13 protein-coding genes are annotated in these 14,480 nt (G+C 54.7%); 10 read left to right on the top strand and 3 right to left on the bottom strand.

What is annotated here, in order from left to right:
- Positions 1-110 precede the first annotated feature (110 nt).
- From ACA373_RS20745 to ACA373_RS20710, 8 genes are all read left to right on the top strand, one after another.
- Complete coding sequence (locus ACA373_RS20745; protein ID WP_301730733.1) at positions 111-722, top strand: methylthioribulose 1-phosphate dehydratase; 612 nt, start codon at positions 111-113, stop codon at positions 720-722.
- On the top strand, positions 719-1,405 hold the full coding sequence (gene mtnC, locus ACA373_RS20740) for an acireductone synthase (RefSeq protein ID WP_370735020.1): 687 nt from the start codon (positions 719-721) through the stop codon (positions 1,403-1,405). Before ACA373_RS20745 ends, mtnC begins: the two co-directional genes overlap by 4 nt.
- On the top strand, positions 1,402-1,944 hold the full coding sequence (locus tag ACA373_RS20735) for an acireductone dioxygenase (RefSeq protein WP_370735019.1): 543 nt from the start codon (positions 1,402-1,404) through the stop codon (positions 1,942-1,944). The genes mtnC and ACA373_RS20735 overlap by 4 nt, the downstream gene beginning before the upstream one ends.
- A 685-nt stretch (positions 1,945-2,629) precedes the next feature.
- Positions 2,630-2,866 carry a hypothetical protein gene (locus ACA373_RS20730; RefSeq protein ID WP_370735018.1) on the top strand — a complete coding sequence of 79 codons (237 nt, stop codon included), beginning with the start codon at positions 2,630-2,632 and terminating at the stop codon, positions 2,864-2,866.
- Between the two features lie 233 nt (positions 2,867-3,099).
- A complete protein-coding gene (gene dapB / locus ACA373_RS20725) occupies positions 3,100-3,915 on the top strand; it encodes a 4-hydroxy-tetrahydrodipicolinate reductase (protein ID WP_370735017.1) in 816 nt (271 codons plus the stop codon).
- A gap of 455 nt (positions 3,916-4,370) precedes the next feature.
- Positions 4,371-5,513, top strand: coding sequence for a glutamine-hydrolyzing carbamoyl-phosphate synthase small subunit (gene carA, locus ACA373_RS20720; protein ID WP_301251485.1), 1,143 nt, complete (start codon positions 4,371-4,373; stop codon positions 5,511-5,513).
- Positions 5,514-5,527: 14 nt separating this feature from the next.
- Positions 5,528-8,755: a carbamoyl-phosphate synthase large subunit gene (carB, locus tag ACA373_RS20715; protein WP_370735016.1), complete on the top strand. Its 3,228-nt coding sequence runs from the start codon at positions 5,528-5,530 to the stop codon at positions 8,753-8,755.
- Positions 8,756-8,925: 170 nt separating this feature from the next.
- Positions 8,926-9,678, top strand: coding sequence for a phosphatase PAP2 family protein (locus ACA373_RS20710; protein ID WP_369895561.1), 753 nt, complete (start codon positions 8,926-8,928; stop codon positions 9,676-9,678).
- A gap of 143 nt (positions 9,679-9,821) precedes the next feature.
- Here the strand turns inward: ACA373_RS20710 and ACA373_RS20705 are convergent, their stop codons facing one another.
- Entirely contained in the window at positions 9,822-10,436 is a 615-nt protein-coding gene (locus ACA373_RS20705) for a LysE family transporter (protein ID WP_370735015.1), read from the bottom strand.
- Between the two features lie 185 nt (positions 10,437-10,621).
- Here ACA373_RS20705 and folA point away from each other — a divergent pair, with 185 nt between their 5' ends.
- Entirely contained in the window at positions 10,622-11,104 is a 483-nt protein-coding gene (gene folA / locus ACA373_RS20700; RefSeq protein WP_253455320.1) for a type 3 dihydrofolate reductase, read from the top strand.
- A gap of 97 nt (positions 11,105-11,201) precedes the next feature.
- On the top strand, positions 11,202-13,091 hold the full coding sequence (locus tag ACA373_RS20695) for a PhoX family phosphatase (protein WP_370735014.1): 1,890 nt from the start codon (positions 11,202-11,204) through the stop codon (positions 13,089-13,091).
- A gap of 104 nt (positions 13,092-13,195) precedes the next feature.
- On the opposite strand, the gene apaH is transcribed toward ACA373_RS20695, so the two are convergent.
- Both apaH and apaG read right to left on the bottom strand, forming a co-directional pair.
- Complete coding sequence (apaH, locus tag ACA373_RS20690) at positions 13,196-14,056, bottom strand: bis(5'-nucleosyl)-tetraphosphatase (symmetrical) ApaH (protein ID WP_253455318.1); 861 nt, start codon at positions 14,054-14,056, stop codon at positions 13,196-13,198.
- 49 nt (positions 14,057-14,105) lie between these two features.
- Complete coding sequence (gene apaG / locus ACA373_RS20685; protein WP_125288956.1) at positions 14,106-14,480, bottom strand: Co2+/Mg2+ efflux protein ApaG; 375 nt, start codon at positions 14,478-14,480, stop codon at positions 14,106-14,108.

Below are 14,480 nucleotides of genomic sequence, written 5' to 3'. Positions count from 1 at the left end.
TTTTAGCCCGTTGCTGCCACTATAACGTCAGTGCTAATATTTGGCAATCAAGACGCTTAGACGTCTAAACGATAAGAATATGCCGTGCTTAGCGGTTGAAAAGGAAGGTTATGACAACATCGCAATTAGATCGGCTGGTGGCGGCCTGCCACTGGATCGGTGCCAAAGGCTGGGCGCCCGCCACCGGCGGCAATATGTCGGTGCGGCAGGACAGCGAGTTTTGCCTGCTGAGCGAATCCGGCAAAGACAAAGGTTCGCTAACCCGCGAGGACTTTATTCAGGTCGCCATCGCCACTAACCATGCGCCTTCCGGCCGCAGGCCTTCCGCAGAAACGGGCCTGCATACGCTAATCTATCGTCTGTTTCCCGAAGCGGGTGCCGTACTGCACGTTCATACGGTGAACGCGACCGTACTCTCAAGAGTTGAGAAACGCGCCGCATTAGTATTGCAAGGCTATGAAATGCAGAAAACGCTGGCCGGACAAAGCTCGCATCTGGAAGAGGTGGCTATTGCGCTGTTCGATAACGATCAGGATATTGAGGCGCTGGCGAAACGTATTGAGCAGTACGCGGAAGGCCATCCGCTGCGCTACGGTTTCCTGCTGCGCGGCCACGGCCTGACCTGCTGGGGAAGAGACGTGAACGAAGCGCGTCGCCATCTTGAAGGGCTGGAGTTCCTTTTCCAGTGTGAATTACAACGTCGGCTTCTGGAGGCCCAATGATCCGCGCTATTGTCACCGATATTGAAGGCACCACCAGCGATATTCGCTTCGTACACAACGTGCTTTTCCCGTATGCGCGCGAAAATCTGGCGGCCTTTATTGCCGCTTTTCAGCACCGGGAAGAGGTGGCGCAGGCGCTGAGCGATCTGCGTGATGAAATCGCGCAGCCGCAGGCCACGGTAGAGGATTTAATCACCGTGCTGTTCGGTTTTATGGATGAAGACCGCAAATCCACCGCGCTGAAAGCGTTACAGGGCATGATCTGGCGCGATGGCTATTTTAACGGCAGCTTTACCGGCCATCTCTATCCGGACGTGCTGCCCGCGCTGAAAGCCTGGCACCAGGCTGGCATTGGGCTGTATGTTTATTCATCCGGCTCGGTAGCTGCGCAGAAATTGTTATTTGGCTACAGCGACGAGGGTGATATTACCTCGTTGTTCAGCGGCTATTTCGATACGCACGTCGGGGCCAAGCGCGAAACGGACTCTTACCGCAATATTGCCGCAGATATCGGGCTGGCACCGGGCGAGCTGCTGTTTTTATCCGATATTCGTCAGGAGCTGGACGCCGCTCGGGAAGCGGGCTGGCATACCGTGCAGCTAATTCGCGATGAAGCGGATGACGTCAGCCGTCATCCTCAGGTCAACCGGTTCGATCACCTTACTCTGGAGTCGTTTGTATGAGCGCACTGACCATTTTTACCGACAGCGAAGCGAAAACGCAGATCTGGCAAAGTACCGATGAAGAAGCGATCCGTCAGAAACTGAGTGGCAAAAACGTGCGTTTTGAGCGCTGGCAGGCGGATCGTGATTTAGGCGTGGATCCGCAGCCGGAAACGGTTATTAACGCTTATCAGCACGCTATCGATCGGCTGGTGGCGGAAAAAGGCTACCAGAGCTGGGACGTAATCAGTATGCGCGCGGACAATCCGCAGAAAGAGACGCTGCGGGAAAAGTTTCTTTCCGAACATACGCATGGCGAAGACGAAGTGCGGTTCTTCGTGGAGGGGGCGGGGCTGTTCTGCCTGCATCTGGACGGGCATATTTACCAAATTCTGTGTGAAAAGAACGATCTGATCTCCGTGCCTGCGGGGACGCCGCACTGGTTTGATATGGGATCGTCACCGCACTTTACCGCTATTCGCATTTTCGACAATCAGGAAGGCTGGATTGCGAATTTTACCGGCGACAGGATTGCCGATGCCTATCCGCGATTGCCGTAAGCGAATCTCTGAGCCGTGATGAAAATGGCCGTTTTACAAAACGGGCGGACAGACTGGCCGCCCGGGTTTATCTCAATCAGGTAACCGGAGCGCCAATAGAATAAGACAGTTACTCATTAGCAACTGAACCATCTGTTTTCAATGATGCTTTAAAAATAGTTCTTTTTGTTTCTTATGTGCTTCTGCTGGGGATAATTAATGAAGTGGTTTTGGAAGGTATTGTAAAATATTTATATATATAACTGAAATATTATTCTGCTAATTAACGACCGGGAAGGGCTGGTAGATAAAGCGATAATGAAGATTTTTTGTTTTCATCTCAAGATGTTGATTTTTAATATTTAAAATTTAATGCTTAATGTTAGGGTTTGCAGTCAGGGTTTGCTGAAGGTTGTATCCGTTCTGGTGGGCGCGTTTTAAATACTTCCTTTCTCGATTTTTCATGTAGTGGCGTGAAATTACCATGTTTAAGCCTCTTTTGATTGGTTATTTTCTTATTGTTAATGAATCTTGCCTTTTTTCTATTTTTTTTACTGCAGGGTGCATATTTATTTTGACGGGAATGTTTTATCAGACGTAGTATGATTTTGCTCTGTCAGAAGGGGATATACTATTTTCAGGTGATAAGTCGTGCCTCACGCTGCTATTTCTGTGTGGCACCGTTCAATTTTAAAAGGAAATTAAAATGAGAGAAATAACCCGAACAGAAGCCACCCGCGTCAGCGGCGGAAGCTTTTTATGCGATCTCAGTCAGGCCAACCTGGCGTTAACCGCCAACCTGTTCAAAGTTGGTTTCTTTTTGCTGGGCGGGCTGGTATTGATGAACTGTCTGTGTTCAGGGGCACAAACACCAACACCAACACCACCAACACCAGCACCAACAACACCAGCACCAACAACAGCACCAGAACCCCCCCTGTAGTCACGATCTTTCATGTCCCATAAAATGATGCCGTCATTTTAACCTGCGGGCGCTGCTATAACGCGGCGTCCGGGCCAGTTTACCTTCCGTCAGTTTGTTACACGGCACTTCCTGTTCTCCGTCCGCCTGAAAGCTTTGCCAGGCGCGCGCTGTCCTGTGTTTTTTAGTGGCGCGGCGCTTAAGGTGTCGTTAACCTGTCTTCGTTTTGTATGCACAGACTTAAGGGAAACATTATGAATGAGGCACAGGTCCGTCTGGCTATTGTTGGCGCAGCGGGACGCATGGGGCGTCAGTTAATTCAGGCCGCTCACGAAGCGGAAGGCGTTTGCGTGGGGGCCGCGCTGGTGCGTAACGGCTCTTCTTTGGTCGGCATTGACGCGGGCGAGCTGGCCGGAACCGGTACGCTGGGCGTGAAGGTCAGCGATCGGCTGGTTGCCGATGAGTTTGATGTCCTGATCGACTTTACCCGTCCCGAAGGCACGCTGGAATATCTGGCGTTTTGTCGTCAGCACAAAAAAGCGATGGTCATCGGCACCACCGGCTTTGACGAGGCCGGTAAGGCGGCGATCGGCGCGGCTGCGCAAGAGATAGCCATCGTTTTTGCCGCCAACTTCAGCGTGGGCGTCAATCTGGTGCTGAAGCTGCTGGAGCAGGCCGCGCAGGTGATGGGCGATTATGCGGACATCGAAATTATCGAAGCGCACCATCGCCATAAGGTTGATGCGCCTTCCGGCACCGCGCTGGCGATGGGCGAAGCGATAGCGGACGCCATGGACTGGGATCTTAAAGAGCATGCGGTCTATAGTCGGGAAGGGCACACCGGCGAACGTAAGCCACAAACCATTGGTTTTGCTACCGTGCGGGCAGGCGATATCGTCGGCGAGCATACCGCGATGTTTGCGGATATTGGCGAGCGTATAGAGATAACGCACAAGGCTTCAAGCCGTATGACCTTTGCAAAAGGCGCTGTTCGTGCTGCATCCTGGGTTTTTGCGAGTAAAGAAGGTCTTTTTGATATGAGAAATGTGCTTAATATTGATAAGAATTGATAAGTACGAATCTGGATATTTTTTTAAGTTGCTGTTTTGAATGGGTAGTTTTGCTGCCCTTTTTTTATTTCTGCATATAAATAATATTTAGATGGTATTTTTAACAAAAAGTTGTTTTTAGGTGTTTTTCTGCATCTTTACAGGGTTGATTTGTTAATTTTGACCATTTGGTCCACTATTTTTCGGGCTATCTGGATTTTTCCCATTCATTTCGTCAGGCAACCGTTTTTATCACCACGATAGTTGCTGTTTTTGGTGGCTATCATCATCTTTTTACGCCAGTGGCACAAAAAACAATGAAAAACTCCGCTTCAGGGTAGACATCAGCTGGGGCGATCATTAGAATGCGCGCAATTTGCCAAAAATCGAGCAGACAGGCAGGTTTTGCATTGATTTAAAGGTGTATCCTGAATTAATATGCAAATAATGTGACTGTTTATTCTCTGGAGGATGTTTTGATTAAGTCAGCGCTATTGGTTCTGGAAGACGGAACCCAATTCCACGGTCGGGCCATCGGGGCAACAGGAACGGCAGTGGGTGAAGTTGTTTTCAACACTTCAATGACCGGTTATCAAGAAATCCTCACTGATCCTTCCTATTCCCGCCAGATTGTTACTCTCACTTATCCTCATATCGGCAATGTCGGCACCAATATCGCCGATGAAGAATCCGCCCAGGTTCATGCTGAAGGCCTGGTTATCCGCGACCTGCCGTTGATCGCCAGCAACTTCCGTAATGAAGAGGGGCTTTCCGCTTACCTGAAGCGTCTGAATATTGTCGCCATTGCCGATATCGACACGCGTAAGCTGACCCGTCTGCTGCGTGAAAAAGGCGCGCAGAACGGATGCATTATCGCGGGCGACGCGCCGGATGCCGAGCTGGCGCTGCAAAAAGCAAAAGCTTTTCCAGGCCTGAAGGGCATGGATCTGGCGAAGGAAGTCACTACGCAAGAAACCTACAAGTGGCTACAGGGCAGCTGGACGCTGGATGGCCTGCCTGCACCGAAGAAAGAAGAGGAGCTGCCTTTCCACGTGGTGGCCTACGATTACGGCGTGAAGCGAAATATCCTGCGGATGCTGGTGGATCGCGGCTGTCGCCTGACGGTTGTCCCGGCGCAAACGCCTGCGGAAGAGGTAATGAAGATGAACCCGGACGGGATCTTCCTCTCTAACGGCCCTGGCGATCCGGAACCCTGCGACTACGCTATCGCCGCGATTAAGACTTTCCTGGAAACGGAGATCCCGGTATTCGGCATCTGCCTGGGCCATCAGCTGCTGGCGCTGGCCAGCGATGTGAAAACGGTGAAGATGAAGCTGGGCCACCACGGCGGCAACCATCCGGTGAAAGATCACGACAACAATACCGTGATGATCACCGCGCAAAACCACGGTTTTGCCGTAGACAACAACAACCTGCCAGCGAACCTGCGTATTACCCATACCTCGCTGTTTGACCACACGGTGCAGGGCATTCACCGCACGGATAAGCCGGCGTTCAGTTTCCAGGGCCATCCCGAAGCCAGCCCTGGCCCACACGACGCCGCACCGCTGTTCGATCACTTTATCGAACTGATCGAAGCCTACCGTTCAAATAAATAATCAGGAGCGAAAGAATGCCAAAACGTACCGACATAAAAAGTATCCTGATCCTGGGCGCGGGTCCGATCGTTATCGGCCAGGCCTGTGAATTTGACTACTCTGGCGCGCAGGCCTGTAAAGCGCTGCGCGAAGAGGGCTATCGCGTTATCCTGGTGAACTCCAACCCGGCGACCATCATGACCGACCCGGAAATGGCCGATGCCACCTACATCGAACCGATTCACTGGGAAGTGGTGCGCAAAATTATTGAGAAAGAGCGTCCGGATGCCGTGCTGCCGACCATGGGCGGCCAGACCGCGCTGAACTGCGCGCTGGAGCTGGAGCGTCAGGGCGTGCTGGAAGAGTTCAACGTCACCATGATTGGCGCGACGGCGGATGCAATTGATAAAGCGGAAGACCGCCAGCGTTTCGATAAGGCGATGAAGAAAATCGGCCTTGAAACCGCACGTTCCGGTATCGCCCATAATATGGAAGAAGCGCTGAAAGTTGCTGAAGACGTTGGCTTCCCGTGCATTATCCGTCCCTCCTTTACCATGGGCGGCAGCGGCGGCGGTATCGCTTACAACCGCGAAGAATTTGAAGAGATTTGCGAGCGCGGCCTGGATCTGTCGCCAACCAACGAGCTGCTGATTGATGAATCGCTGATCGGCTGGAAAGAGTATGAAATGGAAGTGGTGCGTGACAAAAACGACAACTGCATCATTGTCTGCTCCATTGAAAACTTTGACGCGATGGGCATCCATACCGGTGACTCCATCACCGTAGCGCCTGCGCAGACGCTGACCGACAAAGAGTACCAGATCATGCGTAACGCCTCGATGGCGGTACTGCGTGAAATCGGCGTGGAAACCGGCGGCTCCAACGTGCAGTTCTCGGTGAACCCGGAAAACGGTCGTCTGATCATTATCGAAATGAACCCGCGCGTTTCCCGCTCTTCGGCGCTGGCTTCCAAAGCGACCGGCTTCCCGATTGCGAAAATCGCCGCCAAGCTGGCCGTCGGCTATACGCTGGACGAGCTGATGAACGATATCACCGGCGGCCGCACGCCGGCCTCGTTTGAGCCTTCCATCGACTATGTCGTCACCAAAATCCCTCGCTTCAACTTTGAAAAGTTTGCGGGCACCAACGATCGTCTGACCACGCAGATGAAGTCCGTGGGCGAAGTGATGGCGATTGGCCGCACCTTGCAGGAATCAATGCAGAAAGCGCTGCGCGGCCTGGAAGTAGGCGCGCACGGTTTCGACCCGAAAGTTGACCTGAACGATGCGGAAGCGCTGACCACCATTCGCCGCGAGCTGAAAGATGCCGGCTGCGACCGTATCTGGTATGTGGCCGATGCGTTCCGCGCGGGCATGTCCGTGGACGGCGTCTTCAATCTGACCAATATTGACCGCTGGTTCCTGGTGCAGATCGAAGAGCTGGTGCGGCTGGAAGAGCAGGTTGCCCGCGAAGGCATCAACGGCCTGACCGCCGATTTCCTGCGTGCCCTGAAGCGTAAAGGCTTTGCCGACGCGCGCCTGGCCGTGCTGGCTGGCGTGGCGGAATCAGAAGTGCGCAAGCTGCGTCAGCAGTACAACCTGCACCCGGTTTACAAGCGCGTGGATACCTGTGCGGCGGAGTTCTCTACCGATACCGCCTATATGTACTCCACCTATGAAGAAGAGTGCGAAGCCAATCCCAACCAGGATCGCGACAAGATCATGGTGCTGGGCGGCGGGCCAAACCGTATCGGTCAGGGCATTGAGTTTGACTACTGCTGCGTGCACGCCGCGCTGGCGCTGCGTGAAGACGGCTATGAAACCATTATGGTTAACTGCAACCCGGAAACCGTCTCTACCGATTACGATACCTCTGACCGCCTCTACTTTGAGCCGGTCACGCTGGAAGACGTGCTGGAAATTGTGCGCATCGAGAAGCCAAAAGGCGTGATCGTGCAGTACGGCGGCCAGACGCCGCTGAAGCTGGCGCGCGCGCTGGAAGCCGCAGGCGTGCCGGTTATCGGCACCAGCCCGGATGCGATTGACCGTGCCGAAGACCGCGAGCGTTTTCAACAGGCGGTGGACCGCCTGGGCCTGAAGCAGCCGGCCAACGCAACGGTCACGGCGCTGGAGCAGGCGGTGGAAAAAGCGGTGGCTATCGGCTATCCGCTGGTGGTGCGTCCTTCTTACGTGCTGGGCGGCCGGGCAATGGAAATCGTCTATGACGAAATTGACCTGAAGCGCTATTTCCAGACGGCGGTTTCCGTTTCCAACGATGCACCGGTGCTGCTGGATCGCTTCCTGGACGACGCGGTTGAAGTGGACGTTGACGCCATCTGCGACGGCGAGCGCGTGCTGATAGGCGGCATCATGGAACATATCGAGCAGGCTGGCGTGCACTCCGGCGACTCGGCCTGTTCACTGCCGGCCTATACGCTGAGCAAAGAGATCCAGAACGTAATGCGTCAGCAGGTCGAAAAACTGGCCTTTGAGCTTTGCGTGCGCGGGCTGATGAACGTGCAGTTCGCGGTAAAAGATAACGAAGTCTATCTGATTGAGGTTAACCCTCGCGCCGCGCGTACCGTGCCGTTTGTCTCTAAAGCGACCGGCGTGCCGCTGGCGAAAGTCGCCGCGCGCGTGATGGCGGGCAAAACGCTGGCAGAGCAGGGCGTAACGGAAGAGGTGATCCCGCCTTATTATTCGGTGAAGGAAGTGGTACTGCCGTTTAATAAATTCCAGGGTGTCGATCCTATCCTTGGCCCGGAAATGCGCTCCACCGGCGAAGTCATGGGCGTTGGCCGCACCTTTGCCGAAGCTTTCTCTAAAGCGATGCTGGGCGCGCAAAGCAATATGAAGAAAAGCGGCCGCGCGCTGCTCTCCGTTCGCGAAGGCGACAAAAAGCGTATTGTGGATCTGGCCGCTAAGCTGCAAAAGCTGGGCTTTGAGCTGGACGCCACCCACGGCACGGCGGTAGTGCTGGGCGAAGCGGGCATCAATCCGCGTCTGGTTAACAAGGTGCACGAAGGCCGCCCGCATATTCAGGATCGCCTGAAGAACGGGGAATATGCCTACATTGTTAACACCACGGCCGGACGCCAGGCGATTGAGGATTCCAAACTGATCCGCCGCAGCGCGTTGCAGTATAAGGTGCACTATGACACCACGCTGAACGGCGGTTTCGCGACGGCTATGTCGCTGAATGCCGATCCGACTGAGCAGGTGATCTCCGTGCAGGAAATGCACGCGCAGATCAAACAGGCTTAAAGCGTTTTCTCTGCCCATCCCCGCTACGGCGGGGATTTTTTTATCTCCGCCGCGTTCCCGCCCCAATAACCCGTTTTGTGACGCCTTTAAAATTGATGCGCCAAAAAATGCTATAGGCTTGTCCCGTTGCCGAACCGTCGGCGCTTTTACTCAACATCAGGGATGAAACAATGAAAAAACGCTTAATAGCTCTGGCCTGCATGGCCTTTTTTTCGCAGGCCTTTGCGGCGAAAGACGTTACCACGCAACCTGACTTTTATTTCCTGCAGGAGGCGCAATCCCCCGACAGCCTGACGCTGTTGCCGCCGCCGCCCGCGACGGACAGCATCGAATTTCTTAACGACAAAGCGCAGTACGAGCTGGGCAAAAGCCTGCGCGATACGCCCCGGGGCAAGCAGGCGTGGCAAGATGCGCATGTCGCAGGCGATGGCGTGGCCGCGGCTTTTTCCGGCGCGTTTGGACGAGAAATCAGCAAGAGTAAAACGCCGGAGCTTTATCGGCTGGTGATGAAAATGCGTGAGGATGCCGGCGATTTGGCCACCCGCAGCGCCAAAATTCGCTATATGCGCATTCGTCCTTTTGCTTTTTATCAGGAACCGACCTGCCGCACCGATCAGCAGCAGGAGCTGTCTACCAACGGCGCTTATCCTTCCGGGCATACAACAATTGGCTGGGCTACGGCGCTGGTGCTGACCGAAATAAACCCCGCCAGACAGAATGAAATCCTCAAGCGCGGCTATGAAATGGGCCAGAGCCGGGTGATTTGCGGCTATCACTGGCAGAGCGATGTTAACGCCGCCCGCATCGTCGGCGGGGCTGTCGTGGCTCGTCTGCATGCCGATGAAAGCTTTATGCGACAGTTACAAAAAGCGAAGGACGAGTTTAAACGTCAGACGACGCTGGCCGGAAACCTCGACAGATAACCCACCGCAGAATAACCCTGTGGTTTTACCCCGTCCGCGCGTGGGAAGTAGGTATTGCTGCTGCCGTATAGTCGCTAAAGCCGCAAAGTAAAAAGGCCCGGTTGCCAACAATGCCAACCGGGCCTTCGCTTATCCCCCGCTAATCAGGAGAGCGCGACTTTGATACCGAAAGCGATCAGCACGGTGCCCAGCAGCCTGTCGATCAGCTTCTGCGCGCGGGCCAGGCCACGGCGTACGGGCGGGCTTTGGATCAGCACCACCAGCGTCGGCCACCAGATGGAAGAGAGCGTGATAATAATGCCTGCATACCAAATCTTCTCGCCCAGGCTGGAATGCACGTTCAGCACCTGCGTAAACATCGACAGGAAAAACAGCGTGGCCTTAGGATTCAGCAGATTGCAAAGGTAGCCCTGCATAAAGGCTTTCTTTAACGAGGTGCTTTCCGCCGCGACGTTGCTGAGGTCCATCTTGCTGCCGCCGCGTGAAAGCAGCGCCTGGATGCCGACGTAGATCAGATAAGCCGCCCCGGCATACTTCAGCAGCATAAACAGCCACGGCGTGGTGGTGATCACCACCGCCAGCCCGGCGACGCAATAGGTCATATGCGTTGCCACGGCGCAGTTAACGCCAAGCGCCGTCATCAGCGCGGCGCGGCGTGGATAGCGCGCGGCATTTTTGATAATCAGAAAAAAATCGGGGCCGGGCGAAAGCATGCCCAGCGTCGCAATAGTGAGGATAAGTAAACTGGTTTCTAACATGGTGTTCTCAGAATTCAGCAGAAGAGAGAAACCCCAAAGGGTTTGCCGTGGCTATTTTAGCCTGAAGTGCTAATAAATAACACGGCGCCGCTAAACCTTTACTTAATTCGCCAGGTTTTGCTATCGACGAAACTTTCGCCTTTCCGTATGATGGCGCCAATTTTACACCTTGTGAGTATTCTCAGATGATAAGCCTGATTGCAGCCATGGCGACCGACCGCGTTATCGGGATGGAAAATGCCATGCCGTGGCATCTGCCAGCCGATTTGGCCTGGTTTAAAAAGCACACCCTGAACAAACCGGTCATTATGGGACGCCGCACCTTTGAGTCGATCGGCCGTCCGCTGCCGGACAGGCTGAATATTGTGATCAGCAGCCAGCAGGGCGATGCGGAAGGCGTGCGCTGGGTCACTTCCATTGAGGAAGCGCTGAAAGCGGCGGGCGACGTGGCAGAGATCATGGTGATTGGCGGCGGGCGCGTCTATGAACAGCTGCTGCCGCGCGCGGATCGCCTGTATCTGACGCATATTGATGCGGAAGTCGAAGGCGACACGATTTTCCCGGACTACGAGCCGGATGAGTGGCAGTCGACCTTTAGCGAATTTCACGACGCTGACGAGAAAAACACGCACAGCTACTGCTTTGAAATTCTGGACCGTCGACAGTAAGTAACTTTACATTCCTTTCGAACATTTTGTAACCTAAGTGTAACAAAATATCTCTAGCATTGCTTCATTTTACAAACCGTAAAGGAAGCAATGCGCTATGAATAATCAATCGCCGTTACCGAACGAAGCCGTCACGCCCAATCCTGGCCGTCGTAAATTCCTTGCAGGAACCGGGGCATTGAGTCTGGCAGGCTTTATTGGCGGCGGTCTCTCTGTTCCCTCTCTGGCGCTGGCGAAGCCCGTGTCGGGCGGCAGTCAATTGCTGGGCTTTGACGGTATTCCGGCTTCCACAGCGGATGAAATTGCCATTGCCGACGGCTATCAGGCTGATGTGCTGATTTCATGGGGCGATCCGCTGGTCGATGGCGCCCCGGCGTTTGACGCGGAAGGAAAAAACAGCGCAGCCGATCAGGAAAAACAGTTTGGCGATAACAATGATGGCATGAGCTTTTTTGCCATGGAGGGAAGCCGGGATCGCGGCTTAATTGCGGTTAACAATGAATATGTTAATGAGCAATATCTCTATGCTCACGGCGACAGCAAGGCGCACGATGCTGAAGATGTAAAAAAATCGCAGGCGGGCCACGGCGTATCGGTGATGGAAGTCCGTCGTGGCCAGGGAAACCGCTGGGAAGTTGTCCGTCCTTCACGCTATAACCGCCGCATCACTGCCAATACGCCAATGCGTTTTTCCGGCCCTGCCGCTGGCGATGCGGCGCTGCATACCGCAGCCGATCCGCAAGGAATGAACGTGCTCGGCACCTTTGGCAACTGCGCTAACGGCAAAACGCCCTGGGGTACTTATCTCACCTGTGAAGAAAATTTCGATACCTATTTCGGCACTAAAAAAGCGGATTTCAGCCTGACGGCGGCGCAAAAGCGCTACATGCTGAGCCCCGCCGATCCCGAGCGCAACTGGTCCGATTTCGATCCGCGTTTTGATGTGGCGAAAAACCCTAACGAATTTAATCGCCACGGCTGGATTGTCGAGATCGATCCCTTCGCCCCCGATTCCGTGCCGGTCAAGCGCACCGCGCTGGGCCGCTTTAAGCATGAAAACGCGGCCGTTACGGTAGCGAAAAGCGGCGAGCTGGTGGTGTATATGGGGGACGATGAACGCGGCGAGTATATCTACAAATATGTTTCCAAAGGCAAGGTCGATCGCGCTAATCCGGCGGCAAATAGCAGGCTGTTGGATGAGGGAACGCTCTATGTTGCCATCTTTGACGGCGACAGAAACGGTACGCCGCTGAAGGGAACCGGGCACTGGGTGGCGCTGGTTCAGGGGCAGCACGGCCTGACCGCCGACAACGGTTTCCGCACCCAGGCAGATATTTTGATTAACACGCGCGGCGCGGCGGATGTGGTGAAAGCCACACGTATGGATCGCCCTGAGTGGATTGCCGTTAATCCTCATGATGGCCGCGCCTACTGCACCCTGACCAATAACAGCAAGCGAGGCGATGAGGGAATGCCGATCAACGCGGCTAATCCTCGGCCGGATAACATTTATGGGCAGATTATTCGCTGGGATGAGAAAGGGGACGCTACGGCCCAGGCGTTTGACTGGGATATTTTTGTGCTGTGCGGTAATCCAATTGCGCATCCGCAGGGCATATATCGCGGTACGCCGAACATCACCGAGCAGAACACCTTTAACAGCCCTGATGGTCTGGGCTTTGATGAAGCCGGACGCCTGTGGATCCTGACGGATGGTAAATACAGTAATAAAGGCGACTATGAAGGGCAGGGGAACAATCAGATGCTGGTGGGCGATCCGCAGAGCGGAGAAATTCGTCGCTTTATGGTGGGGCCCAAATCCTGTGAGCTGACCGGGATCACTTTTACACCGGACTACAAAACGATGTTTGTGAATGTGCAACATCCGGGAGAAGAGAAAGACTCGCACTTTCCTGACAATAGCCCGCGTCCCCGCTCTTCCGTGATAATGATTACGCGCAAGGATGGCGGCGTATTGGGTGCCTGAAAGCGGACGGATACGTTTATCGGCTGAGTAAAGCCACGCCTTTAAGGGCGTGGCGCTCACTCTTTATCGGATAGCAAAAAGCCTGTCGCGAAAGCAATTGACGCTTATGAGTCAGCAGACGGCGCCGCTATAGCGTTCTCATGTTCGTTTGACAACCGTTTTGACGGCTGAGTAAACCAGGTTTTATCTTCCCAGCGCAGCATCGTCAGCGTGCCGCCCCAGCAGCAGCCGGTATCCAGCGCCAGGATATTTTCCGGCGTGCCTTTTCCTTCCAGCGAAGCCCAGTGACCAAACGCAATGGTGTAGTCGCGCGACACCGGCCCCGGAATAGCAAACCACGGCTTTAACGGCGCGGGCGCCGAATCAGGCGTATCTTTGCAGATCATATCCAGCTGGCCGTTAGGAAAGCAGAAGCGCATCCGGGTTAGCGCATTGGTGCTGAAGCGCAGACGAGCCAGCCCGGTCAGCTCCGGCGTCCAGTTGTTGGGCATATCGCCATACATCGCATCCAGAAACAGCGGATAGGTATCGCTGGAGAGCACCGCCTCGACCTCGCGGGCGCAGCTTTGTGCCGTAGCCAAATCCCACTGCGGCGTGATGCCCGCGTGCGCCATCACCAGCTTCTTCTCTTCATCGACCTGGATCAGCGGCTGGCGGCGCAGCCAGTTAATCAGATCGTCGGCGTCTTCCGCTTCCAGCAGCGGCGTCAGCCTGTCCTTTGGCTTGTTGCGGCTGATACCTGCAAACACGGCCAGTAAATGCAGATCGTGATTGCCCAGCACCACTTTTACCGCATCGCCCAATGAACGAACGTAGCGCAGGACTTCCAGCGAAGCGGGGCCGCGCGCGACCAGATCGCCCGTCAGCCACAGGCTGTCCCGGGCAGGATCGAAAGCCACCTGGTCCAGCAGTGACCGAAGCTCATCGTAGCAGCCGTGAATATCGCCAATCAGGTAAGTGCTCATCAACAATCCGAACCTCAGCGCCGGACCAGCGCCCGGATCGCAATCAGAATTAGTGTATGTGGCTGGGGATGGCCAGCCGGAACACCGGGATCGCCACGCGGAAAGCTTCGCCTTCGCTGTCGATCATTTCATAGTGTCCCTGCATGGTGCCCATAGGGGTTTCCAGTACCGCGCCGCTGGTGTACTGGAATTCGCCAGCGGGTGCGATGTGCGGCTGTTCGCCGATAACGCCTTCGCCCTGAACTTCCGTTTCGCGGCCGTTGCCGTTGGTAATCAGCCAGTAGCGGCCCAGCAGTTGAACGGCGTGACGCCCCAAATTACGAATGGTAATGGTGTAGGCAAAAACGTAGCGGTTCTCTTCCGGCGCGGACTGCGACGCAATATAAGCGCTTTGTACATGCACACAAACTCGGGGCGTATCCAT

The organism is Erwinia sp. STN24 (genome assembly GCF_041320675.1).
GTDB lineage: Bacteria > Pseudomonadota > Gammaproteobacteria > Enterobacterales > Enterobacteriaceae > Erwinia > Erwinia aeris.
The sequence above is the reverse complement of the archived record's forward strand: the minus strand, read 5'-3'. Positions and strand labels throughout refer to the sequence as shown.